This is a genomic window from Curtobacterium citri (assembly GCF_030362955.1).
GTDB lineage: Bacteria > Actinomycetota > Actinomycetes > Actinomycetales > Microbacteriaceae > Curtobacterium > Curtobacterium citri.
Genome location: NZ_JAUCML010000001.1, coordinates 406,639 through 431,276 on the forward strand (window position 1 = coordinate 406,639; position 24,638 = coordinate 431,276).

The window sequence follows — 24,638 nt, forward strand, 5'->3', positions numbered from 1 at the left end:
GATCGGGGCATGAGCACGGAGAACCCGCTGAACGACCCCGCCGCCGACCCCTTCGAGGTCGCCCGCGACGCCGCCGCCGTCATCGCCGACCGGTCCGGCATCGAGCGGCACGACATCGCCCTCACCCTCGGGTCCGGGTGGGGCAAGGCCGCCGACATCATCGGCGAGACCGTGTCCGAGATCCCCGCGGCCGAGGTCCCCGGCTTCAGTGCCTCCGCCGTGCCCGGGCACTCCGGCACGGTGCGTTCGATCCGCCTCGAGGACGGCCGCCACGCACTCGTCATCGGTGCCCGCACCCACTACTACGAGAACCACGGCGTCCGCCGCGTCGTGCACAGCGTCCGCACCGCCGCCGCCACGGGGGCGTCGATCATGGTGCTGACGAACGGGGCCGGCGGCATCAAGGAGACCTGGACGCCCGGCACCCCGGTGCTCATCAGCGACCACATCAACCTCACCGCGGACAGCCCGCTCGAGGGCGCGACGTTCGTCGACCTGACCGACCTGTACTCGTCGCGGCTGCGCGAGGTCGCGAGGTCGATCGACCCGAGCCTCGACGAGGGCGTCTACACGCAGTTCCGCGGCCCCCACTACGAGACCCCGGCCGAGGTCCAGATGGCGAAGACCATCGGCGGGCACATCGTCGGCATGTCGACCGCGCTCGAGGCCATCGCCGCCCGCCAGGCCGGGATGGAGGTCCTCGGCTTCTCCCTCATCACGAACCTCGCCGCGGGCATCCAGAAGACGCCGCTGTCGCACACCGAGGTCCTCGAGGCCGGCAAGCAGGCCGAGCCGGTCATCGCCGACCTCCTCGCCCGCGTGGTGGCGGCACTGTGACCCGGCACGACGGCCCCTCCGACGGCGCCATCGCGGACGGTGACCTCGGCGAGGGCGCCGAACCCCTCGACGGTCTGGAGGCGCTCCTCACCACCGCCAGGTCGTGGTCGTCTCAGGACCCGGACGACGAGACCCGCGCCGAGCTCGACACGCTCGTCTCGTCCGCCGCGTCCGGGGACGCCGCAGCGGCGGACTCGCTGCGCGAGCGCTTCTCCGGCCGCCTGACGTTCGGTACCGCAGGCCTCCGCGCCGAGCTCGGAGCCGGGCCGCAGCGGATGAACCGCGTCGTCGTGACGCAGGCCGCCGCCGGCCTGGCGCGCTTCCTGATCGACACCGGGCGCGACCGGAGCGTCGTGATCGGGTACGACGGCCGCGTGAACTCCGACGTGTTCGCCCGCGACTCCGCCGAGGTGATGCGCGGCCTCGGGCTCGAGGTCACGCTGCTGCCGTCGGCGCTGCCCACACCGGTGCTCGCGTTCGCCGTCCGGCACCTCGGGGTCGGCGCGGGCGTGATGGTCACCGCCAGCCACAACCCGCCGCGGGACAACGGCTACAAGGTGTACCTCGGCGGTGAGGACGACGGTTCGCAGATCGTGCCGCCGGTCGACGGCGAGATCGCCGCGGCGATCGACGTCGTCGCCGCCGGTGACGTGCGCGAGCTCGCCCGGGCGACCGACTACACGGTGGCGGGCGACGCCCTGGTGCAGGCCTACGTCGACGCGACGGCCGCGACGGTGCCGGCCCCGAGCCTCCCGGTCGACGCCCAGCCGACGGTCGTCTACACGGCGATGCACGGTGTCGGGTGGGAGACCGCCCGCGCGGTGTTCGCCGCCGCGGGCTTCGCCGAGCCGGCCGTCGTGCCGGAGCAGATCGAGCCGGACGGGGCGTTCCCGACGGTGTCGTTCCCGAACCCGGAGGAGCCGGGCGCGATGGACCTGGCGATCGCCCGGGGCGTCGCCGTCGGTGCCGACCTGGTCATCGCCAACGACCCCGATGCCGACCGTCTCGCGCTCGCGATCCCGGACGGCTCCGGGTCGTTCCGGCGGCTGTCCGGCAACGAGGTCGGCTGGCTGCTCGGATGGCGCGCGGCCGCCCGCGCCGAGGAGGCCGGCACCGGCGGGACCCTCGCCGCGTCGATCGTCTCCTCGCCGGCGCTCGCCCGCGTCGCCGAGCACCACGGCCTGGCCTACCGGGACACCCTGACCGGCTTCAAGTGGGTGTCGCGCGTCCCCGACCTGGTCTTCGGCTACGAAGAGGCACTCGGCTACCTGGTCGACCCCGCGGTCGTCCGCGACAAGGACGGGATCTCGGCCGCGCTCGCGCTGCTCGACCTCGCCGTGTCGCTCGCCGCCGCGGGGAAGACCATCGCCGACGAGCTCGACGCGTTCGCGGTGCGGTTCGGGGCGTTCGCGTCCGGGCAGGTCGCCACGCGTGTCGACGACCTGTCGCGCATCGGCGAGGTCATGGCGGCCCTGCGCGCTGCTGCGCCGACGACGCTCGGCGGCCGGACGGTGTCGCAGGTGACCGACTACGCCGACGGCGTCGAGGGCTTCCCGCCCTCCGACATCCTGCGCTACGACCTCGACGGCGGTGCGCGGGTCATCGTGCGCCCGAGCGGGACCGAGCCCAAGGTGAAGGTGTACATCGACACCGTGGCGCAGTCGCCGGCCGAGGCGCAGGCGCTCGTCGACGCCCTCGCCGCCGACGTCCGCCCGCTGGTGTCCTAGCCCACCGGCGCCGCCGCCGCCGCCGCCACGCGCCGCCGCCGCCGCCACCGCGCTGTCGAACCACAGATCCGACATCGAACCACGCCCTGCGCCTGGTTCGACGTCGGATCCGTGGTTCGTCACTCGTCGTCGCGGCGCTGTGGAACGGGGGCGTCCTCCACGCCGCGGCCGTCGAGCGCGGTCGGGGAGCCCGAGGATCGGCATCCTGACCAGATGACCGTTCCGAACGTCGTCCGAGAGCACCCGGACCCGGCCGCGGCACGCCGCCAGCGGCGCATGGTCGAGCGTGGGGCGCTGGTCGTGATCGGCTACGGGGCGTTCGCCGTCCAGGCCGAGTGGAACGTGGCGACCGAGTGGGAGCGACACATCGCTCGGACGAGGGCAGCGCACGAGCGAGCACCCGAGACCGCCGTGTCCCACGCATCCGCGGTCGTGCTCCACCGCCTGCCGTGGATCCTGCCCGTGCCCGACCGGGTGACGCTGACCGATCCCCGCCGGACCACGACGCAGCGGACCCGGCACGTCGACAAGGTGCCCGGTGCCGGCCGTCGGGTGCGCACCGCGGTCGTCGACGGACTGGTCGTCACCGACGTCCCCGAGACGGCGATCGACGTCCTCCTACGGTACGACCGTGGCCGTGCGCTGGCGGTCGCGGACGCGGCCGTCCGTCGGGGCGTGGAGCAGTCGGACCTCCAGGAGATGCTCACGCGACGGCTCCCCGTCCGCGCGCACCGCCGCGCTCGACAGGTGCTCGGACTCGCGTCCGGGCTGTCCGAGTCGGCGGGGGAGAGCGTCACGCACCTGGTCATGCACGACGTCGGCTGCCCGCCGCCCGTCCAGCAGCAGGTGTTCAACGACGCTTCGGGTCTGATCGGCCGGGTCGACTTCTGGCTGCCTGACCAGGGCCTCGTCGTCGAGTTCGACGGGCTCGCGAAGTACCGCGATCCCGATCTACGCGACGGGCGTTCCGCGGACGAGGTCGTCATCGCGGAGAAGCTCCGCGAAGACCGCCTCCGAGCGCTCCCGCAGGTGCGCGGCGTCATCCGCCCGATCTGGCGTGACGTCGTCCCGGGAGGACGGTTCCCCGCGATGCTGGCCGATGCCGGCGTCCCGGTGCGTCGTGGGCTCCGCGTGACGCCCGAGTGGTGAGCGCGACGAACCACGAAAGCGACGTCGAACCAGGGGTGGGCCGTGGTTCGACGTCGCTTTCGTGGTTCGAAGCGGGGTGGCCCTACGCGAGCTCGAGCAGCACGTGGCCGGACGAGACCGTCTGGCCGACGGGGGCGTTCAGCCCGGTGACGACGCCGTCGCGCGGGGCCTGCACGGGCTGCTCCATCTTCATGGCCTCGAGGACGACGAGCAGGTCGCCCTTCACCACGGTGTCACCCTCGGCGACCGCGGTCTTCACGACCGTGGCCTGCATCGGGGACGTCACGGAGCCGGACGACACCAGACCGCCCTTCACGCCGGACGACCGGCGCTTCGGGGGAGCGGACGGGCCCGCGGGGCGACGGCCGGCAGCACCGGCGGCGCCACCGCCGACGATCGACGGCATGGTGACCTCGATGCGCTTGCCCTGGACCTCGACGACGACACTCTCGCGCGCCACGGGAGCCGGGAGCTCCTCGGGGGACCCGCTCCAGGCGGGGATGTCGTTCTGGAAGTCGGTCTCGATCCACTGCGTGTACACGCTGAACGGCGTCGCGTCGTCCGTGGCGAAGGCCGGGTCGGACACGACGGCGCGGTGGAAGGGCAGCACGGTCGGCAGACCGGTGACCTCGAACTCGGCGAGGGCACGACGGGAGCGCTCGAGCGCCTCCTCGCGCGTGGCGCCGGTGACGATCAGCTTCGCGAGCATCGAGTCGAACGAGCCGGACACGACGTCGCCGGACACGACGCCCGAGTCGACCCGGACGCCGGGGCCGGACGGGGCGTTGAACGCGTGGACGGGGCCGGGCGCCGGGAAGAAGTTGCGGCCCGGGTCCTCGCCGTTGATGCGGAACTCGAACGAGTGGCCGCGGGGGGCGGGGTCCTCGTGGTCGAGCGTGCCGCCCTCGGCGATGCGGAACTGCTCGCGGACCAGGTCGATCCCGGTGACCTCCTCGGACACGCAGTGCTCGACCTGCAGGCGGGTGTTCACCTCGAGGAACGACACGGTCCCGTCGGCGCCGATGAGGAACTCGCACGTGCCGGCACCGACGTAGCCGACCTCGCGGAGGATCGCCTTCGACGACTCGTACAGCCGCGTCTCCTGCTCGGACGTCAGGTACGGCGCCGGTGCCTCCTCGACGAGCTTCTGGTGCCGGCGCTGCAGCGAGCAGTCACGCGTGGAGACGATGACGACGTTGCCGTGCTCGTCCGCCAGGCACTGCGTCTCGACGTGCCGCGGCTTGTCGAGGTACTTCTCGACGAAGCACTCGCCGCGACCGAAGGCGGCGATGGCCTCGCGGGTCGCCGACTCGAAGAGCTCCTCGACCGACTCGCGGGACCGCACGACCTTCAGCCCTCGCCCGCCACCACCGAAGGCGGCCTTGATCGCGACGGGCAGCCCGACCTGGTCGACGAAGTCGAACACCTCGGACACGTCCTGCACGGGCTCGATGGTGCCGGGGGCCAGCGGCGCGCCGACCTTCTCGGCGACGTGCCGGGCGGAGACCTTGTCCCCGAGGCGCTCGATCGACTCCGGCGACGGCCCGATCCACGTGAGCCCGGCGTCGATGACGGCGCGCGCGAAGTCGGCGTTCTCGGCGAGGAACCCGTAGCCCGGGTGCACGGCGTCGGCGCCGGAGCGGCGGGCCACCGAGATGATCTTGTCGATGACGAGGTAGGTGTCGGCGCTCGTGGTGCCGTTCAGCGCGTAGGCCTCGTCCGCCAGGCGGGCGTGGAGCGCGTCACGGTCCTGGTCGGCGTAGACGGCGACCGATGCCTTGCCTGCGTCGCGGGCCGCGCGGATGATGCGGACGGCGATCTCGCCGCGGTTCGCGATAAGGACCTTGCTGATACGGGGCATGGTGAGTCAGCCTATTCGTGCCACGGCAGCCGGAATTGACCGGCACGTACAAAGAACGACGTCGATCGAGTGTGGATGTCTACAGCGACCAGAGGTCGTGCCACGCGACGCCCAACCCGCGGAGCAGCATCGACCGGAGCACGGGCAGCGACAGGCCGACGACGGCCGAGGGTGCTCCGTCGATCCGGGTGATGTACGCGGCCGCCCGGCCGTCGATGGTGAAGGCCCCGGCGACCTCGAGCGGCTCGCCCGTCGCGACGTACGCGTCGATCTCCTCGGGGTCCATGTCGTCGGCGAACGTGAGCACCGCACTGTCGACCGCGACGACGTGGTCGCCGGCGGCGACCAGCGTCGACCCGCCGGGCTCGACGTCCCCCAGGTGGCCGGCCACGCCGAGCGCCCCGCCGCCCGACGGGTCCACCTGTCGGACGGGAGGCACGGTGCCGGCCCGCCCCGCGCCTCCCGTCCGGTCCGTGGTCGAGTCCAGGGCCGCGTCCGCCCCGCGGTCCAGCCGTCGGTCCACGACACAGTGTCCGCTCCACAGGGTGCCGCCGCCCGCGGCGAGCATCTGCCGCCACCGCTCGCGGGCGACCTCCGGGTCGTGGGGCTTGCCGTAGAGCACACCGTCCACCTCGAACGCGGAGTCGCCGCCGAACACGAAGCCGTCGACGGGGGAGCCGGCGATCCGGGCGTCCGCGACGGCGTCCGCCTTGGCGACCGCGAGCAGCCCGACCAGCTCCGGTCCGGTCAGGTCGCGCCCGAGCGCGGCGGACGCGGCGGCCACCGCGGCGTCCTCGTCGACCCCCGGCGCGACGAGCACGGGTTCGATGCCGGTCTGCGCGAGGAGCGCACGGCGGGCGGGGGACGTACTCGCGAGGTACAGACGCATGGGAACATCGAACCATGGGTGAATCCGTCGGCACGCTGCTCGAACTCGACGTCACCGGGATCGCCCACGGCGGCATCTCGGTGGCACGGCACGAGGGGCGCGTGGTCTTCGTCTCGGACGCGGTGCCGGGGGAGCGCGTCGTCGCCCGCGTGACCGAGGACCGCAAGAAGTCGTTCTGGCGCGCCGACACGGTGTCCGTCGTGACGCCGAGCGAGCACCGCGTCGACCACGTCTGGCCCGAGGCAGCGCTCGACCGCGACCCGGCCGTGCGCGCCGGCGGTGCCGAGTTCGGCCACATCGCGCTCTCGCACCAGCGCACGCTCAAGCACGACGTCCTGGTCGACGCGTTCTCGCGGTTCGCTCGGACCGACCTGACCGAGGTCCTCGGGCACGACGTCACGGTCGAGTCTGCCCCCGGCGACGACGAGACGAACGGCCTCGGGTGGCGCACGCGTGTCCGTCTGCACGTCGACGAGGACGGCACCGCCGGGCCCTTCGCCGCCCGGTCGCACACGGTCGTGCCGGTGACCTCCCTGCCCCTCGCCGCCCAGCGCGTGCAGGACGCCGCGCCGCTGGCCCGCGGGGCGATGCCGGGGGCCTCGGTCGTCGACGTCCTCGCCCCGAGCGGTGCCGAGGGCGCCCGACTCGTGATCGACGAGCAGAAGCCGACCGTCGTGACCGAGGTCGTGGGGGACCGCTCCTTCACCGTCGACGACACCGGCTTCTGGCAGGTGCACCGGCAGGCGCCGGCCGTGCTCACCGCGGCCGTGCAGGACCTGGTCGACCGGGACCGGCTCGACCCCGAGGGGCAGCACCTCGACCTCTACGGCGGCGTCGGGCTCCTCGCGGCGGCGCTCGGGGACGTCGTCGGTCCGAAGGCCCGGATCACGAGCGTCGAGAGCGCCGCGCGCGCCACCGAGCACGCGCAGGAGAACCTGGCCGAGTGGATCGGTGCCCGTGCCGAGACGGGTCGCGTGGACCGCTGGCTCGCCCGGACCGCGGCGGATGCCTCCCGACCGGAACTGCAGCGCTTCCGCGCCGGCACCGTCGTGCTCGACCCGCCCCGCTCGGGAGCCGGTCGCGAGGTCGTCGTGCAGATCGCGGCCCTGCAGCCGGCGCAGGTCGTGTACGTCGCCTGCGACCCCGTCGCCCTCGCCCGTGACGTCGCGACCTTCGCGGACCTCGGCTACCGGCTCGAGGCGCTGCGGGCCTTCGACCTCTTCCCGCACACCCACCACCTGGAGGCCGTCGCGCGGCTCGTGCCGATCGCCTGAGCCGCGCGGGCCCGGCCCGGTGTGCCGCGGTGTGCAGGAACACCGTCGGGGCCGCCGACACGGGTATCCTCAGACGATGATCGCTCCCGGCGACAGGGGCCGGGCGTGCATCGGAACGAGAGGCCACCGTGGCAGCAGACACGAACACCAGCAGCGGAGCGACCGGACTGGCCACCAGGCCCGTCCGTGTCGCCGTCGTCGACGACCACGAGTCCGTGCGGCTCGGCATCCAGGCGGCGTGCCAGAACGAGGGGTTCGAGGTGGTGCTCACCGCCGCGAGCGTGCCCGAGTACGTCGCGAACCTCGGCGGGCGTGAGGTCGACGTCGTCGTGCTCGACCTGTCGCTCGGCGACGGCTCGACCGTGACCGCGAACGTCAAGGGCGTGCAGGGGACCGGATCGGCGGTCCTCGTGCACTCCATCGCCGACCGGGTCGCCAGCGTGCGCGAGGCCCTGGCCGCAGGGGCGGCCGGCGTCATCCCGAAGTCCTCGGCGACGAAGACGGTGATGGCCGCCGTCGCCACCGTCGCCCGCGGGGACGTCCTCAACAACCTCGAGTGGGCGAGCGCGATCGACGCCGACCGCGACTTCGCGAAGGCGCAGCTCGGACGGCGTGAGCGCGAGATCCTGCACCTCTACGCATCCGGCCTGCCGCTCAAGCTCGCCGCGCAGCAGCTCGGCATCGGCTACTCGACGGCCCGGGAGTACCTCGACCGCATCCGCGTGAAGTACGTGGAGGTCGGACGTCCGGCGCCGACGAAGGTCGACCTGCTCCGTCGTGCCGTCGAGGACGGGATCCTCCCGGGCCTCGACTCCGGCATCGACCCCGACACCGACGGCCGCTGACGACCGTGGCCACCACGGCCGAGCCGGCGAGGTCCCGGCGCACTGACCGGACCGCACCGGGCGACACCGCCACCCGCGCTACCGCTGCGCCGTCCGTCGACGTCGGTCCCGGCGCGGCGACCGGGGCGTCGTCGACGTCGGCACCGTTCGGGGCCGATCCGACGCGCGGGGTGCGGTCCGCCATCACCCAGGCGTCGGTCGAGCGGCTGTTCTCGGTGCTCCTGGCTCTGACCGCCATCGGGTTCGGGGCGCTGTACGCGCCGAAGGTCGTCGGCCAGTTCCCGAACCTCGACCAGGTCTGGGGTCCGGTGTCGGCAGCGGCACTCGGTGCCTCGTTCCTGTTCGTCGGGGCGACGGCGTTCGTGCAGCGGTTGGCGCAGGTCGCGCAGATCAGCTGTGCCCTGCTGTTCCTCGTCGTGCTCGTCACGTGGCCGCTCACCGTGCACCAGGCGATCCCCGCAGACCAGGTCCCGTGGCCGTGGTGGTTCTGCACGGTCGGCTCGACCGCGGCCGCGCTCGGCTTCGCGCCCTGGCGCGCCACGGTCTACACCGCGCTCGTGCCCGCCGTCTACGTGGCGATCCGCCTGACGCCGCTCGGCGGCGAAGCGGGACTGCCCGCCGTGCTCCAGGGCGTCTTCACCGCGTTCCTCAGCGGCGCGGTGCTCGTCATCGCCGTGCTGCTGCGTCGCGCGGCGGCCGCGGTGGACACGGCGCAGGCGACGGCGGTCCGGCGGTACTCGGCGGCCATCCGCGAGCACGCGACCGAGGTCGAGCGCGTGCAGGTGGACGCGATCGTGCACGACAGCGTGCTCACGACCCTGCTCTCCGCTGCGCGGGCGGACACACCCGAGGCCCGGGCGCTCGCGGCGCGGATGGCCCGGAACGCGATCGACCACCTCGCCGCCGCCGCCACCGACCAGCCCGGCGAGGCCCCGCCGGTCCCGGTCCACGAACTGCGGGACCGGATCGCCGAGGCCGTCGACGGGCTCGCCGCACCGGTCCGGCTGATCGACGGGCACGACGGTGGGCTGCGTGTGCCGGCCATCGTCGCGGAGGCCCTCGCCGCCGCGGCGGTCCAGGCCTCGGTGAACAGCGTGCAGCACGCCGGGGGACCGCAGGTCGACCGCTGGGTGAGCGTCGACCAGCGCGGCAGCGCGGTGCGCGTCGAGGTCGGTGACGACGGCGCTGGCTTCGACCTGGGCGCCGTCCCGGCAGCCCGGCTCGGCGTCCGGCGGTCGATCGTCGAGCGTGTGCAGGCCGTCGGCGGTACCGCCGTGGTCTCGAGCAACCCCGGCGCGGGGACGCGCATCCGGCTCGAGTGGACTCCGGAGGTGCCGGCGTGAGGGTGTCGCTGCCCGCGCGGGTCGCGATCGGGCTCGCCGCGCTGTTCTCGGTGTACCAGCTCGTGCTCGGCTTCGCCTCGTTCACGACGGTGACCGACGTCTCGCCCGTCGTGGCGTGCATGGCCCTCTACGCCGTGGCGAGCGCGGTCGTCCTCTTCGCCCCGGGGAGGGCGCTGCCGGTCTGGGCGGCGTGCTTCGCGCTCGCCACGGCGCTGGTGCTGCCGGTGATCGCCGCCCCCGTCGCCGACCTCGCGCACAAGAACGACTCGACGACCTGGTGGGTCGCCGCCGTCGGCACGCTCATGGTCGTGCTCGTCGTGCGGGGCCGCCGCGCGTTCGCGTGGGTGGGCGTGGCCTTCCTGACGCTCTACGTCGTGCTGTGGGCGGGGCCGGGTGCGTTCGCCGACCTCGGGGTCGCCGGCAGCGTCGCGTGGGTGGCGATCGCGACGTGGTTCGCCGTCGCGATGAGCCGGGCGACCACGGCGACCACGGAGTTCCTCCGCGCCGAACAGGAGACCGCCGACTGGCAGGCCGCGCAGGACGCCCACGTGTTCGAACGGCAGCTCCGCCTGAGCCAGACGACCCGGATGGCGCTGCCGATGCTGCAGCAGGTCATCGCGCAGGGGGGCGACCTGACGGAGGCGGAGCGCGCGGAGAGCCTGCACCTCGAGCAGGCGATCCGCGACGAGATCCGCGGGCGCTCGCTGCTCTCCGACGACGTCCGTGACGAGGTCATGCGCCTCCGACGACGGGGTGCCACCGTGCAGCTGCACGACGACGGCGGCCTCGACGAGCTCGAGGTGGAGGACCTGCGGCGCGTGCACGCCGAGATCGCCGAGGCGTTGCGTCGGGCCCGCGGGGCGGACAACGTGATCGTGCGGACCGTCGCAGAGGGCGCGGACGCGGCGGTCACCGTCGTGGGGCTGCGGCTCGACACGGCGGCGAGCGAGTCGGCGGCCCTCGGAGCGGGGCTGGACGACGAGGACGGGGACGAGGACGACTCCGTCGTGCTCTGGCTCGAGATCCCGCGGCACGCGACCGTCTGACCGGCGGCCGCCGCACTGCAGGCTTCGGCGGTGTGACGGGCGACTACGGCGTGACGGGCGACTGCGGCGCGGAGTGCGGCCGGCAGGCCCGAGCTGTGGGGAGCGAGACCGGATCGAGGATGGTGCCGGAAACGGGGAACGGGCCGGTTCCGAGGAACCGGCCCGTTCACGACCCGAGCCTGAGCGACAACCCGAATACCGCCCTGGCTCGTAGCTGGTCGATGGCGTCGTACCCTAGTCGGCCACCGACCGATGATGTTCTTCGTTGAAGGACACCGAACACGAACTACTATGCCCGGTCCACACGGGCGTGTCAGTCGTCATTTCGGGGGACAAATCAGCCCGTTCCGGTGCCGTGCCCCGCGCGGTGTCCCCCGATCAGGGGGAGACGGACCGGGAAGTGCACGCTGCAACCCGTCGATCCGGTCGCGAGCGGCGCTCGGCCACGGGGTACATCGTCGCCCGGTTCCCCCCGGACGCGCAAGACCCCCGCCGGTGAACGGCGGGGGTCGGGTGCGCGGCTGGTGCGGCCGGGGCGTCAGCGGATCGAGCGGCTCCAGGCGTCGTGCCCGTGCTCGAGCGGGCGGCGCAGGCCGCGCGCCGAGGCGTCCCAGCCGGCGCGGGGCGACACGGTCACCTCGGCACGCCCGGCGGCGGCGACCTCGTCTGCCCGGCGCTGCAGCACGGCGACGACGGCGGCGAGTTCCTCGGGGCTCGGGTCCCCGGCGACGACGGTCACGTCGGCCCCCGTCCCCACGAGAGCGTCGGCCGGCACGAGAGCGTCGGTCGGCACCGGAGCGTCGGCGGGCACGGCCGCGGCGTGGCGGCCCATCAGGCGTCGCCTCCGGGGCACTCGGTGCACTGCACGGCCGTCACAGCGGGATGTTCCCGTGCTTCTTCGGCGGCAGCGCGGCACGCTTGCCCCGCAGTGCCCGGAGCGCCTTGATGACCGCGACGCGCGTCGCGTGCGGCTGGATGATCCCGTCGAGCTCACCGCGCTCGGCCGCCAGGTACGGCGACGCGACGTTGTAGGTGTACTCGTTCGCCAGCCGCGCCCGGACGGCGGCGACGTCCTCGCCGGCCTCCTCGGCGCGCTTGATCTCGGCGCGGTACAGGATGTTGACGGCGCCCTGCCCGCCCATGACCGCGATCTCCGCCGTGGGCCAGGCCAGGTTGATGTCGGCCCCGAGCTGCTTCGACCCCATCACGATGTACGCCCCGCCGTACGCCTTGCGGGTGATCACCGTGACGAGCGGCACCGTCGCCTCGGCGTAGGCGTAGAGGAGCTTCGCCCCGCGGCGGATGACACCCGTCCACTCCTGGTCGGTGCCGGGCAGGTAGCCGGGCACGTCGACGAGGGTGAGGATCGGGATGCCGAACGCGTCGCAGAACCGGACGAAGCGGGCTGCCTTCTCGCCGGCGTCGATGTTCAGCGTGCCGGCCATGGCCTGCGGCTGGTTCGCGATGATGCCGACCGTACGGCCCTCGACCCGACCGAAGCCGACCATGATGTTCGGCGCGAAGAGCGGCTGGACCTCGAGGAACTCGCCGTCGTCCACGACGTGCTCGATGATCGTCGTGACGTCGTACGGCTGGTTCGTCGAGTCCGGGATGACGGTGTCGAGATCGTGGTCGGCGTCGGTGGTCTCGAGCTCGGGCGCGACGTCGTAGGCGGGTGCGTCGGACAGGTTGTTGTCCGGCAGGAAGCCGACGAGCGAGCGGGCGTAGTCGAGCGCGTCGGACTCGTCCTCCGCCAGGTAGTGCGCGACCCCGGAGACGGCGTTGTGCGTCTGTGCACCGCCGAGCTCCTCGAAGCCGACGTCCTCGCCGGTCACGGTCTTGATGACGTCCGGTCCGGTGACGAACATGTGGCTCGTCTTGTCGACCATGATCACGAAGTCGGTCAGGGCGGGGGAGTAGACCGCGCCGCCGGCGGCCGGGCCCATCACGATCGAGATCTGCGGGATGACACCGGAGGCCTGCGTGTTGAGGCGGAAGATCTCGCCGTACTTGCCGAGGGCGACGACGCCCTCCTGGATGCGGGCGCCACCGGAGTCGAGGATGCCGATGATCGGCACCCCGGTCTTCAGCGCGTGCTGCATCACCTTGACGATCTTCTCGCCGGCGACCTCGCCCAGGGACCCGCCGAAGACGGTGAAGTCCTGCGCGTAGACCGCGACGTTGCGGCCGTGGATCGTGCCGACGCCGGTGACGACCGCGTCGCCGTAGGGCCGCTTGGCGTCCATGCCGAACGACGTCGTGCGGTGGCGGACGAACTCGTCGAACTCGACGAACGAGTTCTCGTCGAGGAGCTGCTCGATGCGCTCGCGGGCGGTGCCCTTGCCCTTCGCGTGCTGCTTCGCGATGGCGGCCTCGCCCGCGGCGGTCACGGCCTCGTGGTACCGGTCGCGCAGGTCCGCGAGGCGACCGGCCGTGGTCGAGAGGTCGGGGGTGTCTCCTGTGGTCACCCGCTCACCCTACCGGCGGGCACGGACGGCCCCGGTTGGAGGACCCCCACGGTTCCTGCCCGTACATTTGCGTGCATGTCCACACCGGAGCAGGCCGACCTGCCGCGATCCCGTGCCGTCGTCGAGGCCGCGGGCGGGCGGTTCGACCGCCGCGACCGGACCGGTTCGACGAACGCCGACCTGCTCGCCGTCGCGCCGGACCGGCCGCACGGCAGCGTCGTGGTGACCCTCGACCAGACCGCGGGTCGCGGGCGTCTCGACCGCACCTGGAGCGCCCCGGCCGGGCAGGCGCTCGCCGCGAGCGTCCTCGTCCGGGCCGACCTCGACGACCGCGACCGCGGCTGGCTGCCGCTCGTCGCCGGACTCGCGATGCGCGACGCGGTGACCGCGGTGCTGCCGGACACGACCGGGCCGGACCGCGCCTCCAGTCCGACCGACGACGCAGCAGGCGGCACGACGGAGCCGCGCGTGCTGGTGAAGTGGCCGAACGACGTCCTCGTCGACGGCCGCAAGGTCTCCGGGATCCTCTGCCAGGTCGCGTCGGACGGCAGCGTCGTCGTCGGGGCCGGCGTCAACCTGACCATCCCCGCCGACCGCCTGCCGACGCCGACGTCCACGTCGCTCACGGTCGCGGGCGCCGTCGACGACGCACCCGCCCTGGCGGACGCGGTGCTGTCCGCCGCCACGTCGGCCGTCCTGGAGGCGGTGGCCGCCCTGGTCGCGGGCGGTCACGCCGCGCAGACGGTGCGGTCCCGCGTCCAGGGCGCCTGCGGCACGATCGGTCGCCGTGTCCGCCTGGAGCTGCCCGACGGCACGGTGGAGGAGGTCGACGCCACCGGCATCGACGACGACGGCCGCATCACGATCCGGGATCGGGACGGCCGGTCCAGGGGCGTCGCGGTGGGGGACCTCACCCACCTGCGGTATGCATGACGGCATGACCGCCGAGACGCCGCCCGAACGCGTCGTCGCGCGACTCCGGCCCCACGCCCGCCGGCTGGTCCGCCCGGCCGTCTTCGTCGTGCTCGTGGCACTCGCCGGGGGCTTCGGCTTCGGCGTCTTCCGGGCGCAGCTCGCCTGGCTCAACGTCGTCGTCGCCGGTCTGACCGTGCTGCTCGTGGTGCTCGGGGGTCTCGTCCCGCTCCTGCGGTGGATGTCCGAGCGGTACGTCGTCACGACCCGGCGGCTCGTCGTGTCGCACGGTCTCGGCACCCGCACCCGCCGCGAGCTCCTGCACTCCCGCGGGTACGACGTGACGGTCCGGCGGCAGGGCATGCAGGGGGTGTGGCGCTCGGGCGACGTGCTCGTGTTCCCCGGCGACGAACCGCCGCTCGTGCTCGCCGACGTGCCGCACGCCGACCTCGTGGTCGCGGTGCTGCACGACCTCGTCGAGGCGTACGAGGCCCGCCGACGCCACCGCGAACCCGACTGGGACGAGATCGTCGGCGGTCCCGCGCGACCGCCGTGGGGCGACGACCGACGCTGACGTCCTCGACCGGGGATTGGGTTCGTCCCGCGCGAGCCGGTAGCGTCGTGCCGTGCGTATCTCCGTCATCGGCTGCGGGTACCTCGGTGCCGTGCACGCCGCTTCCATGGCCAAGCTCGGGCACGAGGTCGTCGCGGTCGACGTCGACCCCGCCAAGATCGAGCGTCTCGCGTCGGGCGACGCTCCGTTCTTCGAACCGGGGCTGCCCGAGATCCTGACCGAGGCGCTCGCCTCCGGGCGCATCCGCTTCACCACGGACATGGCCGAGGTCGCCGGGTCCACGGTGCACTTCCTGGCCGTCGGGACCCCGCAGGGGCCGACCGGTGCCGCGGACCTCACGTACGTGGACGCCGCCGTCGCCGCGCTGACGCCGCACCTGTCCGCCGGTGAGTTCGTCGTCGGCAAGTCCACGGTGCCGGTGGGCACCGCCGCCCGGCTCGCCGCCGAGGTCGAGCAGGCCGTGCCGGGAGCGACGCTCGTCTGGAACCCCGAGTTCCTCCGCGAGGGCTTCGCCGTGCAGGACACCATCTCGCCCGACCGGTTCGTCTACGGCGTGCCCGAGGGCGAGGCCGGCGAACGGGCCGTCGCCGCGCTCGACGAGGTCTACGCGCAGGCGCTCGCCGCGGGCACGCCCCGGCTCGTCGTGAACCTGCCCACCGCCGAGCTCGTGAAGATCAGCGCGAACGCGTTCCTCGCCACGAAGATCTCGTTCATCAACGCGATGGCCGAGATCGCCGAGGTCGCCGGAGCGGACGTCACGGCGCTCGCCGACGCCATCGGGCACGACGACCGCATCGGTCGCAAGTTCCTCAACGCCGGCCTCGGCTTCGGCGGCGGCTGCCTGCCGAAGGACATCCGTGCCTTCCAGGCCCGCGCCGACGAACTGGGCGTGGGCGAGTCCCTCGCGTTCCTGGCCGACGTCGACGCCACGAACCTCCGTCGTCGCGCGCACGTGGTGGACCTGGCGACCGAGCTGCTCGGCGGCTCGGCCTCGGGCAAGCGCGTGGCCGTGCTCGGCCTGGCGTTCAAGCCGAACTCCGACGACGTCCGCGACTCCCCGGCGCTCGACATCGCGGCGCGACTGCACGAGCTCGGCGCGTCCGTCGCCGCGTACGACCCCGAGGCGGTCGGCACGGCGCGGCGGCTGCACCCGGAGCTCGACTACGCGGAGTCGGCCACCGCGGCGCTGACCGGGGCGGACCTCGTGCTGGTGCTCACCGAGTGGACGGCGTTCCGCGAGCTCGACCCGACCGAGGCGGCATCGCTCGTGGCGGTCCCGGTCGTCGTCGACGGGCGCAACTGCCTCGACCGCGATGCCTGGACGGCCGCCGGCTTCACCTACCGCGGCATGGGGCGCTGACCCCACCGCCGTGCACGACGAAGGCCGCTCCCCGTCGGGGAGCGGCCTTCGTCGTCCGGCCCTGGTGCCGGAGGCTCGGGGCCGGGGGGCTGCTGGTCGGCAGCGGCAGCGGCAGCGGCGCCGTCAGCGTCCGGCGAGGTCGCCGTCGACCGAGCGGACGGCCGCCGGTCGGGAGCCCGTCGTCGAGGTACCGGTCGTGGGGGTGCCGGCCGTCGGGGCATCCGTCGTCTCGTCCGCGGTGCGGCGCCCGCCGCGCTCGGGGTGGTACACCCACGTCTTGTACAGCCAGAACCGGAACGCCGTGCCGAGGCCGAGGCCGATCACGTTGCCGGAGACGTTGTCCGCGAGGGCCGAGGTGAAGCCGAGCACGTAGTGCGACACGGCGAGGCAGCCGAGCGAGATGACCATGCCGCCGAGCGAGACGATGACGAACTCGACGCCCTCGCGCGCGGCCACGGCACGACGCTGGTCGCGGAAGGTCCAGTACCGGTTGCCGATCCAGTTGACGAGGATGGCGACGACCGTCGAGACCACCTTCGCCCAGAACGGCCCGGAGTGGACCTCGTCCGGGTTGAGCACGGTGGCCCGCAGCAGGTTGAAGACCGTGAAGTCGACCACGAACCCGACGGCGCCGACCACGCCGAAGCGGGCCAGCTGGGCAATGAGTCGCCGCACAGTGTCTCCAGGATCCGTAGAGTTGTCGCTGACCGTGCCGGGCACGGACCGCCGTCAGCCCGCAGGGGTGCCGGCAACGGAGATCGATTCTAGACAGTGCGTTCCCCGGGGACGGTGTGAACGACGGAGGGAACACACAGCATGGCGTTGCGCGTCGGGGTCATCGGTGGCGGACAGCTGGCACGCATGATGGTGCCGGCCGCGCTGGAGCTCGGGATCGACATCCGGGTGCTGGCCGAGGGGCCGGGCATGTCGGCGGCGCTCGCCGCCACGGCCGAGGGCGACTACCACGACCTCGACACCGTGCTCGCGTTCGCGCGGGACGTCGACGTCGTGACCTTCGACCACGAGCACGTGCCGCAGGACGTCCTCCGTGCGCTCGTCGACGCCGGTGTCGCCGTGCGGCCCGGACCCGAGGCGCTCGCGGTCGCCCAGGACAAGATCACCATGCGCGAACGGCTCAGCGCACTCGGCGTCCCCGTGCCCGACTGGGCGGCGGTCCGCGACGCCGCGGCGCTGCAGGCCTTCCTCGACGACCACGGCGGCCGTGCGGTCGTGAAGACCGCGCGCGGCGGCTACGACGGCAAGGGCGTGCGGGTCGTGTCGGACCCGGCCGACGTCGTCGACTGGTTCGCCGCGGTCGACGAGGCTGCGGGCGACCAGGCGCTCCTCGTCGAGGAGCTCGTGCCCTTCCGACGCGAACTCGCACAGTCGGTCGCGCGCCGACCCTCCGGCGAGGTCGTCGCCTGGCCGCTGGTCGAGACCGTGCAGCGCGACGGTGTCTGCGCCGAGGTGTTCGCACCCGCGCCGGACAGTGCCGGGCGGCTCGCTGACGCGGCCGAGGACCTCGCCGTCCGCGTCGCCGAGGCCCTCGGGGTGACCGGTGTGCTGGCCGTCGAGCTGTTCGAGACCGACGACGAGCGGATCCTCGTCAACGAGCTCGCGATGCGCCCGCACAACACCGGGCACTGGACGATCGACGGTGCGACGACGAGCCAGTTCGAGCAGCACCTGCGTGCCGTGCTCGACCTGCCGCTCGGGTCGACCGGCGTGCACGCGCCCGCCGCGGTCATGGTCAACGTGCTCGGCGGCCCGGCCGACGGCGACCTGGCCGCACGCTACCCCGCGGCGCTCGCGGCGTTCCCCGAGGCGAAGTACCACTTCTACGGCAAGGCGCCGCGGCCGGGACGGAAGATCGGGCACGTCACGGTGACCGGCGACGACCTCGACGACGTCACCTACCGGGCACGGTCGGCAGCGGCGCACTTCGACGACTGACCCCCACGACCGCACGGGCGGGCGTCCGCAGGACGGCGGACACCCGCTCGGGTGGCACCCTGACTGGTGCCTGACGCCGGCCCCGGTTCCGTGCTCCCATGGTCTGGTCAGTCAGGAGACCACCATGCGCCGCACCACCGTGCCCGGCACGCCCGTGCTCGGCGTCCCCGCCGCCGGCACACCGCCGCTCGCGACCACCGCGCTCCGTTCGGTCGGTGCCGTCAGCGCCGTCGGGGCGCTCGTCGCCCTCGTCGGGACCGCGCTCCTGCCGGCCGCGCCCGCCGCTGCCGCACCGGACCTCCGGTCCGCGTCGTCCACCCAGCTGTACGGCGCCGGTCCGTACCGGTCGGACACGAGCGAGGCGGCGAAGCAGGTGACCGCACTCGCGACGAGCGACCCCGCGGGCGCGCGGGCGGCCCGGACGATCAGCGAGCACCCGGTGGCGATCTGGCTCGGCGACTGGACGCAGGGGACGACCCTCGACCGTACCCTCGACCAGGCCGTCGCGGGCGCCGAGCGCACCGGGACGACGCCCGTGTTCGTGACCTACGCGATCCCGCACCGCGACTGCGGCGGCTACTCGGCCGGCGGCATGGACGAGACGACCTACACCGCGTGGGTCGACCGCATCGCCGAGCGGCTGCGGGGGCACCGCGCGGCCGTCCTGGTCGAGCCGGACTCGCTCGCGATGCTCAGCAACAGCGCGTGCGACGCGTCGCTCGGCGAGCAGCGCTTCCGCGTCCTGTCCCGCGAGGTCGCGGCGTTCACGGCCGCCGGCGTCCCCGCGTACCTCGACGCGGGCAACTCGAACTGGGTGCCGCCGACCGTGATGGCGGAGCGCCTCGACCGTGCCGGGGTGCGCTCGGCGCGCGGGTTCTTCACGAACGTCGCGAACTACTACCCGACCGCGCAGGAGCAGGCGTACGCCGAGCGGGTGTCGGCGGCCACCGGCGGTTCGCACTACGTGATCGACACGTCCCGCAACGGACAGGGCTGGAAGGGCACCTGGTGCAACGCCCCCGGCTCCGGCCTCGGCACCACGCCGCGGGTCGTGACGGACGGCACCCGGCTCGACGCGCTGCTCTGGGTGAAGACCCCGGGCGCGAGCGACGGCACGTGCAACGGCGGGCCCGCTGCCGGCCGGTGGTGGTCGTCCTTCGCGCAGGCGCTCGTGGCGAACGCCCGCCTCGGCACCCCCGCGCCCACGGCGGCCGCGTCCCCCACTCCGGTGCCGTCGCCCACGGCCACGGCGCCCGCGGCGAAGGCCCCCTCGGTCGCACCCACCGGACGACGCGACGACGTGCGCTCGTCCTCGACGCGTCGGGTCACGGTCCGCGGCTGGGCCTTCGACCGCGACGACACCGCGAAGGCGGTCTCGGTCCGGGTCACGGTCGGCCGGTCGGTGATCGGCACGGCGACGGCCGACCGCAGCCGTCCGGACGTCGACCGCGCCCACCGCGTGGGGAAGCAGCACGGGTTCGACGCGACCTTCGCCGTGCCGAGCGGCAAGCGCACGGTGTGCCTGACCGCGGTCGGCATCGGCGCGGGCGGGGACACCGCGCTCGGCTGTTCGACCGTGACCGTCCGCTGACCCCGCTCGGCTAGGCTCGGCGCGTGACCGGAACCGCAGCCACCGCCCAGCCGCTCGTCTCGATCATCATGGGGTCGGACTCCGACTGGCCGACGATGCGAGCGGCTGCGGAGACGCTCGACGAGCTCGGCATCCCGTTCGAGGCCGACGTCGTCTCCGCCCACCGCACCCCGGACAAGATGGTCCGCTACGCCCGTGCGGCGGCGGGCCGGGGCATCCGCGTCGTGGTCGCCGGTGCCGGCGGAGCGGCGCACCTGCCGGGCATGGTCGCCTCGATGACGACCCTGCCCGTGATCGGCGTGCCCGTGCAGCTCGCGCGGCTCGACGGCCTCGACTCGCTGCTGTCGATCGTGCAGATGCCGGCCGGCATCCCCGTGGCGACCGTCGCCATCAACGGTGCGGCCAACGCGGGGCTCCTCGCGGCGCGGATCATCGGTTCCGCCGACCCCGCCGTGGCCGACCGGCTGCGGCAGCACGCCGAGGACCTCGAGCGCGTCGTCGACGAGAAGGCCGCGCGGCTCCGCGACGCCCTCTGACCGGGCCCCGTCCGCAGTCCGGCGACCGACGAGGCCACCGGTGTGCGGCGGGTCGGGATCAGCGGACGGCGCCGCTGACCGCGTCGACGGTCACCGTCCGGCCGGCCCCACCGACCGAGACGGACACCGCCCACGTCGGCGCCTGACCGCTGCCCCCGAGCACGATGCCCGTGACGGTGCCACCGGCGGACGACGCCGCCCGCGCCGCGGCGGTCGGGGCGTCGACTCGGACCGCTCCGGCACGAGCGGCGTTCGCGGCCTTCGTCGCGGCGTCGGAGTCCTTCGGGAACGGTCCGGAGGTGACGCGGTCGAGGGTCGCCGACACGACCGACTGCGTGAGCGAGCCGTCCGGCGACGCGACGACGACCGTCCAGTTGTCCCCGGACCCGGTCAGCGAGACCACCGTGCCGCCCCCGGCCGCCGCGACGCCCTGCGCCGCGATCCGGGAGAAGTCGACGTTCGCGGGCGTCTCGACGCCGCTGCCGTTGCCGGTGCCCGGCCCGGTGCCGTCGTCGACCGGGGTGGTCGGTGCGGCGGACGGCGCCGTCCCCGGGGCCGAGGTGGCGGCGCCCGTCGGGGTCGAGGAGGGACGCGGCGTCGGGGTCGCGGTCGCCGAGGCGGAGGACGAGCGCGTGGGGGACGGGCTGCGGTCGGCGGTGTCGGGCCCGGAGCACCCGCTGGCGAGTGCCGCCGTCGCGACGCCGAGGGCGATCGAGGCCGTGATGGTGGTGAGCCGGTGTCGACGCGTCATGGTGCGATCCTCGCAGCCGGGTCGACCCTCACCGCGGACGACACGGCGGGGCCGGGGGATCGACGCCCGTCCGTGACCGGGCGTGCGCCACCCGACGTCCGCCACTGCGACTCCGGGCGTCCGGCTCAGAGGTCGGCGTGCAGCTGCCAGGTCTCGTCGGCGGCGTCCCGCCAGCTGAACATGCGGGCACGGTCCGGCCCGGCGACCGCGAGCTGCGCCGCCAGGTTCGGGTCCTCGACGACCTGGTAGACGGCCTGCGCGAGCCGCTCCGCGTAGGAGTCGCGCGGGTCGCGGGCCACGACGACACCGGCGTCCGCAGCGACCTCGCAGACCGCTGCGTCGTCGGAGTGCACGACCGGCGTGCCGAAGCTCATCGCCTCGACCACCGGCAGGCCGAAGCCCTCCGCGAGGCTCGGGAACACGAAGACGGTGGCCCGGTCGTACGCCACCGCGAGGTCGGCGTCGTCGATGTGGCCGAGCACGTGCAGGCGCTCGGGTGCGAGCCCGGCGCGCTCGGCCTCGCCGTGCACGTCGACGTCCCCCCAACCGTCGGGGCCGGCGACCACCAGCGGGACGTCCTGCGGTGCCGCCGGGTGCGCCATCGCGGCGACGAGGTGTGCCAGGCCCTTCCGGGGCTCGAGCGTGCCCACGGCGAGGACGTACCGCTCGGGGAGCCCGAGCCGCTCCGCGCGCAGGTCGGCGTCCGCGGGGAGCCGGAGGCGACCGCTCGGGGCGCCGCCGATGACCCGGAGCCGCTCGCCGAACGGGTGCACCGCGTTGAGGTCGGCCGCGACGGCGTGCGTCGGGACGACCACGGCGTCCGCGTACCGCCACGCCCGCTTCACCATCGCCCGGTGGAAGCGCACACCCCGCGGCGTCAGGGTCTCCGGGTGCGTCCACGGGACGGTGTCGTGCACGGTGACGACCGTCTGGCGGCCCGGCTCGAGGCCGCGGTCGTGCTTGACGAGCGGAGCGAGCACGCTCGGCGCGTGCACCATGCCGTGTGCGGCGCCGCCGGTCAGGCCGCCCTGCCAGGCGAGGGCGAGCTCGCGGCGGGGGAGGACCAGCCGTTCGAGCTCGGCGAGCCCGGGGAGCAGGGTGGTGATGCGCTCGAGGTCCTCGCGACCGGCGGCCGGGACGATGCCGGCGACGTCGCAGCCGGCCGGGGCCCTGGCGATGAGCTCCCGGGTGAGTTCCTCCGCGTAGCGGCCGATGCCGCCGGGGACCGGAGCGACCATCTGGTCGACGATCACGCGGAGAGTGGTCATCTGGTGGTGCTCCTCGCAGGTCCTGCCGCCGGTCGGCGTCGTCCGCCGGTCCGGGCGTCCCGGCAGACGATACCAGCGGGCGCTGGGGCGCCTACGCGTCGGCGCGGGTGTCCGTGACGGTTCCGTCGACCGCGATGCGCGACCGACGGCGCCGACGCTCGCCGAGCACGGCCAGGGCGGCGAACACGAGGTCCACGACCGTCAGGAGCACGCGGGACATCACGGCGACGCTGACGGCGGCGGACGCGCCGAGGGGCACCCCGGCGGTCAGGAGCGCGGTGAGGACGGCCTCGCGACCGCCGAGCCCGGCGGGCAGGAAGAACACCAGGAACCCCACCAGCCAGGCCAGGGCGTACGCGCCGACGGCGAGCGTGGCGACCCGGACGTCGAGCGGCCCGAGCGGCGCGAGGACGAGGGCGATGTGCAGGCCGAAGACGAGCCAGGCGAGCACCGCCCAGCCGAAGGCGCGCAGCACGGCGGCGAGCCGGATGTCGATGGTGCCGAGGTCGCGCCGGGTGACCCTCGAGGCGAGCCGGAGGCCGAACCGGAGCACGGCCGGGTGCAGGGCGACGAGCACGACCGGGACGAGCAGCACCACGTACCAGTAGCGCGCGAAGGCGTCCGGCTGCACGAACGGGATCGTCACCGCCGCCACGGAGACGCCGGCGCCGCAGCTCACGAGGAGCGTCAGCATGCCGACGGCCACGCTCCGCGCCGGCGGGACCCGGTGCTCCCGCCCGAGGTCGGCCTGCGCCACGATCGGCCAGACGGAGCCCGGGATGTACTTGCCGATCTGCGACAGGAAGAACACCCGCTGCGCGGCGGCGATCGGGATCCGGTGCCCGGCGCCGGACATGAGGGAGCGCCACGACAGGAACGTCACGTACGTCGCCGCGGCGCCGAGGACGAACGCGAGGACGAGCGTCCAGGGGTCCTGCCGGGTGAACGCGTCGGCGATGTCGCCTGCGCGCGGGACCAGGAAGGCCACGCACAGGGCGAGGGCGAGCACCAGGGCGGACACCCGGACGACGGTCTTCACGCGGGAGCGCTCGGCGGGCTTCGGGACGTCGGTCATTCTCACCTAGGGTTGGTCGGGTGCGCCGGGACCGGTGGCACACGCGACCACCCGGAAGGACGACGAGCGTGCGGATCCTGGCCTTCGGAACATACCAGGCGGCGGACCACCCCCGGGTCCGCGTGCTGGCGGACGGCCTGCGCGCGCGCGGGCACGTCGTGGCGGAGGCGAACGTCCCGCTCGGCCTGTCCACGCGTGACCGCGTGGCGATGCTCGGCGCGCGGTCGGGCGCGGCGCAGATGGCCCTCCGGCTCGCCCGCAGCTGGACCCGGCTCACCGGACTCGCGCTGCGTGCGCGGGCCGCCGGACGTCCGGACGCCCTGCTCGTCGGGTACATGGGGCACTTCGACGTGTGGCTCGCGCGGCTGCTGTTCCCGCGCACGCCGATCCTGCTCGACCACCTGATCTTCGCCGCCACGACCGCGCAGGACCGCGGCGTCGGCGGCACCGGCCTCAAGCAGCGGCTGCTGCGCGCCCTCGACGGCGCCGCCCTGCGCATCGCCGACGTCGTCGTGGTCGACACCGAGGAGCACCGCGACCTGGTGCCCGACCGGCTCCGCGGCAAGGCCGTCGTCGTCCCCGTCGGGGCGACCGAGGCGTGGTACGACGCGGCCCGCGACGGTGCCGGCGCGGACGGCGGGCCCCTGCGCGTGGTCTTCTTCGGGCTCTTCACCCCGTTGCAGGGCGCCGTGACGATCGGCGAGGCCGTCGGGCTGCTCACCGCGGACGACGGCGTCGAGGTGACGATGATCGGCTCCGGCCAGGACCTCGACGCCGCGCGCGCCGCTGCCGAGGGCGGAGCGCCGACGACATGGGTGCCCTGGGTGGAGTCGGCGGACCTCCCCGGCGTGGTGGCGGGCCACGACGTCGGCATCGGCATCACCGGCACGACCCCGAAGGCGCTCAAGGTCGTGCCGAACAAGGTGTACCAGTGCGCGGCGGCGGGGCTCGCGGTGGTCACGAGCGACACCGCCCCGCAGCGTCGCGCGTTCGGGGACGCGGTCGTGACCGTGCCCGCGGGCGACGCGGCCGCCCTGGCGGACGCCCTGCGGACGCTCGCGGCCGACCGTGCGCTCCTCGGCCGTCGGCGCGCTGCGGCCGCTGCGGCCGCCGAGCGCTTCCGGCCCGCGGGTGCCGTGGCGCCGCTCGACGAGCGCCTGCGCGCCGTCGTGCGCTGAT

At 74.1% G+C, this 24,638-nt stretch carries 22 protein-coding genes; 14 read left to right on the top strand and 8 right to left on the bottom strand.

What is annotated here, in order from left to right; translation table 11 throughout:
* Positions 1 to 9 precede the first annotated feature (9 nt).
* The 3 genes from QUG92_RS01995 to QUG92_RS02005 all read left to right on the top strand — a co-directional run bounded on the left by QUG92_RS01995 (position 10) and on the right by QUG92_RS02005 (position 3,713).
* A complete protein-coding gene (locus QUG92_RS01995) occupies positions 10 to 837 on the top strand; it encodes a purine-nucleoside phosphorylase (protein WP_182046563.1) in 828 nt (275 codons plus the stop codon).
* A 74-nt stretch (positions 838 to 911) separates the two neighbouring features.
* On the top strand, positions 912 to 2,564 hold the full coding sequence (locus QUG92_RS02000; protein ID WP_289457560.1) for a phospho-sugar mutase: 1,653 nt from the start codon (positions 912 to 914) through the stop codon (positions 2,562 to 2,564).
* Positions 2,565 to 2,777: 213 nt separating this feature from the next.
* On the top strand, positions 2,778 to 3,713 hold the full coding sequence (locus QUG92_RS02005) for a hypothetical protein (protein ID WP_289457484.1): 936 nt from the start codon (positions 2,778 to 2,780) through the stop codon (positions 3,711 to 3,713).
* A gap of 82 nt (positions 3,714 to 3,795) precedes the next feature.
* On the opposite strand, the gene QUG92_RS02010 is transcribed toward QUG92_RS02005, so the two are convergent.
* Both QUG92_RS02010 and QUG92_RS02015 read right to left on the bottom strand, forming a co-directional pair.
* On the bottom strand, positions 3,796 to 5,574 hold the full coding sequence (locus tag QUG92_RS02010) for an acetyl/propionyl/methylcrotonyl-CoA carboxylase subunit alpha (RefSeq protein WP_289457485.1): 1,779 nt from the start codon (positions 5,572 to 5,574) through the stop codon (positions 3,796 to 3,798).
* A gap of 79 nt (positions 5,575 to 5,653) precedes the next feature.
* Positions 5,654 to 6,463, bottom strand: a complete 810-nt coding sequence (locus QUG92_RS02015) for a Maf family protein (RefSeq protein ID WP_289457486.1) — start codon at positions 6,461 to 6,463, stop codon at positions 5,654 to 5,656.
* Positions 6,464 to 6,477: 14 nt separating this feature from the next.
* Here QUG92_RS02015 and QUG92_RS02020 point away from each other — a divergent pair, with 14 nt between their 5' ends.
* The 4 genes from QUG92_RS02020 to QUG92_RS02035 all read left to right on the top strand — a co-directional run bounded on the left by QUG92_RS02020 (position 6,478) and on the right by QUG92_RS02035 (position 10,971).
* Positions 6,478 to 7,737 (top strand): class I SAM-dependent RNA methyltransferase, encoded by a 1,260-nt coding sequence (locus QUG92_RS02020; RefSeq protein WP_182046559.1) that lies wholly within the window; start codon positions 6,478 to 6,480, stop codon positions 7,735 to 7,737.
* Positions 7,738 to 7,865: 128 nt separating this feature from the next.
* Entirely contained in the window at positions 7,866 to 8,582 is a 717-nt protein-coding gene (locus QUG92_RS02025; protein WP_069712231.1) for a response regulator transcription factor, read from the top strand.
* 5 nt (positions 8,583 to 8,587) lie between these two features.
* Positions 8,588 to 9,925: a sensor histidine kinase gene (locus QUG92_RS02030; protein ID WP_289457487.1), complete on the top strand. Its 1,338-nt coding sequence runs from the start codon at positions 8,588 to 8,590 to the stop codon at positions 9,923 to 9,925.
* Entirely contained in the window at positions 9,922 to 10,971 is a 1,050-nt protein-coding gene (locus tag QUG92_RS02035; protein WP_259346140.1) for a DUF8320 family protein, read from the top strand. The genes QUG92_RS02030 and QUG92_RS02035 overlap by 4 nt, the downstream gene beginning before the upstream one ends.
* 538 nt (positions 10,972 to 11,509) lie before the next feature.
* On the opposite strand, the gene QUG92_RS02040 is transcribed toward QUG92_RS02035, so the two are convergent.
* Both QUG92_RS02040 and QUG92_RS02045 read right to left on the bottom strand, forming a co-directional pair.
* Positions 11,510 to 11,803 (bottom strand): acyl-CoA carboxylase subunit epsilon, encoded by a 294-nt coding sequence (locus QUG92_RS02040; RefSeq protein WP_289457488.1) that lies wholly within the window; start codon positions 11,801 to 11,803, stop codon positions 11,510 to 11,512.
* A gap of 40 nt (positions 11,804 to 11,843) precedes the next feature.
* Positions 11,844 to 13,439 (bottom strand): acyl-CoA carboxylase subunit beta, encoded by a 1,596-nt coding sequence (locus QUG92_RS02045; protein WP_289457489.1) that lies wholly within the window; start codon positions 13,437 to 13,439, stop codon positions 11,844 to 11,846.
* A 75-nt stretch (positions 13,440 to 13,514) separates the two neighbouring features.
* Between QUG92_RS02045 and QUG92_RS02050 the strand changes: the two genes are divergently transcribed.
* Genes QUG92_RS02050 through QUG92_RS02060 form a run of 3 tightly spaced genes read left to right on the top strand, consistent with a single transcriptional unit; the run spans position 13,515 to position 16,285 of the window.
* Positions 13,515 to 14,372: a biotin--[acetyl-CoA-carboxylase] ligase gene (locus QUG92_RS02050; protein ID WP_289457490.1), complete on the top strand. Its 858-nt coding sequence runs from the start codon at positions 13,515 to 13,517 to the stop codon at positions 14,370 to 14,372.
* A 4-nt stretch (positions 14,373 to 14,376) separates the two neighbouring features.
* Positions 14,377 to 14,925, top strand: coding sequence for a PH domain-containing protein (locus tag QUG92_RS02055; RefSeq protein WP_069712233.1), 549 nt, complete (start codon positions 14,377 to 14,379; stop codon positions 14,923 to 14,925).
* 52 nt (positions 14,926 to 14,977) lie between these two features.
* Positions 14,978 to 16,285 carry a UDP-glucose dehydrogenase family protein gene (locus QUG92_RS02060; RefSeq protein ID WP_289457491.1) on the top strand — a complete coding sequence of 436 codons (1,308 nt, stop codon included), beginning with the start codon at positions 14,978 to 14,980 and terminating at the stop codon, positions 16,283 to 16,285.
* Between the two features lie 123 nt (positions 16,286 to 16,408).
* Here QUG92_RS02060 and QUG92_RS02065 read toward each other — a convergent pair whose 3' ends face one another.
* Positions 16,409 to 16,960: a GtrA family protein gene (locus QUG92_RS02065; protein WP_289457492.1), complete on the bottom strand. Its 552-nt coding sequence runs from the start codon at positions 16,958 to 16,960 to the stop codon at positions 16,409 to 16,411.
* A gap of 141 nt (positions 16,961 to 17,101) precedes the next feature.
* Here QUG92_RS02065 and QUG92_RS02070 point away from each other — a divergent pair, with 141 nt between their 5' ends.
* The 3 genes from QUG92_RS02070 (at position 17,102) to purE (ending at position 20,365) form a co-directional block, all read left to right on the top strand.
* Positions 17,102 to 18,238: a 5-(carboxyamino)imidazole ribonucleotide synthase gene (locus QUG92_RS02070; protein WP_289457493.1), complete on the top strand. Its 1,137-nt coding sequence runs from the start codon at positions 17,102 to 17,104 to the stop codon at positions 18,236 to 18,238.
* Positions 18,239 to 18,362: 124 nt separating this feature from the next.
* Positions 18,363 to 19,829, top strand: a complete 1,467-nt coding sequence (locus QUG92_RS02075; protein WP_289457494.1) for a glycoside hydrolase family 6 protein — start codon at positions 18,363 to 18,365, stop codon at positions 19,827 to 19,829.
* Positions 19,830 to 19,897: 68 nt separating this feature from the next.
* Positions 19,898 to 20,365, top strand: a complete 468-nt coding sequence (purE, locus tag QUG92_RS02080) for a 5-(carboxyamino)imidazole ribonucleotide mutase (RefSeq protein WP_289457561.1) — start codon at positions 19,898 to 19,900, stop codon at positions 20,363 to 20,365.
* 58 nt (positions 20,366 to 20,423) lie between these two features.
* Here the strand turns inward: purE and QUG92_RS02085 are convergent, their stop codons facing one another.
* The 3 genes from QUG92_RS02085 to QUG92_RS02095 form a co-directional block, all read right to left on the bottom strand.
* Positions 20,424 to 21,116, bottom strand: coding sequence for a hypothetical protein (locus tag QUG92_RS02085; protein WP_289457495.1), 693 nt, complete (start codon positions 21,114 to 21,116; stop codon positions 20,424 to 20,426).
* 125 nt (positions 21,117 to 21,241) lie between these two features.
* Positions 21,242 to 22,384 (bottom strand): glycosyltransferase family 4 protein, encoded by a 1,143-nt coding sequence (locus tag QUG92_RS02090; RefSeq protein WP_289457496.1) that lies wholly within the window; start codon positions 22,382 to 22,384, stop codon positions 21,242 to 21,244.
* A gap of 91 nt (positions 22,385 to 22,475) precedes the next feature.
* Positions 22,476 to 23,459 carry a lysylphosphatidylglycerol synthase domain-containing protein gene (locus QUG92_RS02095; protein WP_289457497.1) on the bottom strand — a complete coding sequence of 328 codons (984 nt, stop codon included), beginning with the start codon at positions 23,457 to 23,459 and terminating at the stop codon, positions 22,476 to 22,478.
* Between the two features lie 68 nt (positions 23,460 to 23,527).
* Between QUG92_RS02095 and QUG92_RS02100 the strand changes: the two genes are divergently transcribed.
* Positions 23,528 to 24,637 (top strand): glycosyltransferase, encoded by a 1,110-nt coding sequence (locus tag QUG92_RS02100; protein ID WP_289457498.1) that lies wholly within the window; start codon positions 23,528 to 23,530, stop codon positions 24,635 to 24,637.
* Position 24,638: the final 1 nt, after the last annotated feature.

Bases quoted from the DNA above. Each gene is read 5' to 3' on its own strand.
- QUG92_RS01995 (WP_182046563.1), top strand. From the start codon at position 10: ATGAGCACGGAGAACCCGCTGAACGACCCCGCCGCCGACCCCTTCGAG.
- QUG92_RS02005 (WP_289457484.1), top strand. From the start codon at position 2,778: ATGACCGTTCCGAACGTCGTCCGAGAGCACCCGGACCCGGCCGCGGCA.
- QUG92_RS02010 (WP_289457485.1), bottom strand. From the start codon at position 5,574: ATGCCCCGTATCAGCAAGGTCCTTATCGCGAACCGCGGCGAGATCGCC.
- QUG92_RS02015 (WP_289457486.1), bottom strand. From the start codon at position 6,463: ATGCGTCTGTACCTCGCGAGTACGTCCCCCGCCCGCCGTGCGCTCCTC.
- QUG92_RS02020 (WP_182046559.1), top strand. From the start codon at position 6,478: ATGGGTGAATCCGTCGGCACGCTGCTCGAACTCGACGTCACCGGGATC.
- QUG92_RS02040 (WP_289457488.1), bottom strand. From the start codon at position 11,803: ATGGGCCGCCACGCCGCGGCCGTGCCCGCCGACGCTCCGGTGCCGACC.
- QUG92_RS02050 (WP_289457490.1), top strand. From the start codon at position 13,515: ATGTCCACACCGGAGCAGGCCGACCTGCCGCGATCCCGTGCCGTCGTC.
- QUG92_RS02055 (WP_069712233.1), top strand. From the start codon at position 14,377: ATGACCGCCGAGACGCCGCCCGAACGCGTCGTCGCGCGACTCCGGCCC.
- QUG92_RS02070 (WP_289457493.1), top strand. From the start codon at position 17,102: ATGGCGTTGCGCGTCGGGGTCATCGGTGGCGGACAGCTGGCACGCATG.
- QUG92_RS02075 (WP_289457494.1), top strand. From the start codon at position 18,363: ATGCGCCGCACCACCGTGCCCGGCACGCCCGTGCTCGGCGTCCCCGCC.
- purE (WP_289457561.1), top strand. From the start codon at position 19,898: ATGGGGTCGGACTCCGACTGGCCGACGATGCGAGCGGCTGCGGAGACG.
- QUG92_RS02085 (WP_289457495.1), bottom strand. From the start codon at position 21,116: ATGACGCGTCGACACCGGCTCACCACCATCACGGCCTCGATCGCCCTC.
- QUG92_RS02090 (WP_289457496.1), bottom strand. From the start codon at position 22,384: ATGACCACTCTCCGCGTGATCGTCGACCAGATGGTCGCTCCGGTCCCC.
- QUG92_RS02095 (WP_289457497.1), bottom strand. From the start codon at position 23,459: ATGACCGACGTCCCGAAGCCCGCCGAGCGCTCCCGCGTGAAGACCGTC.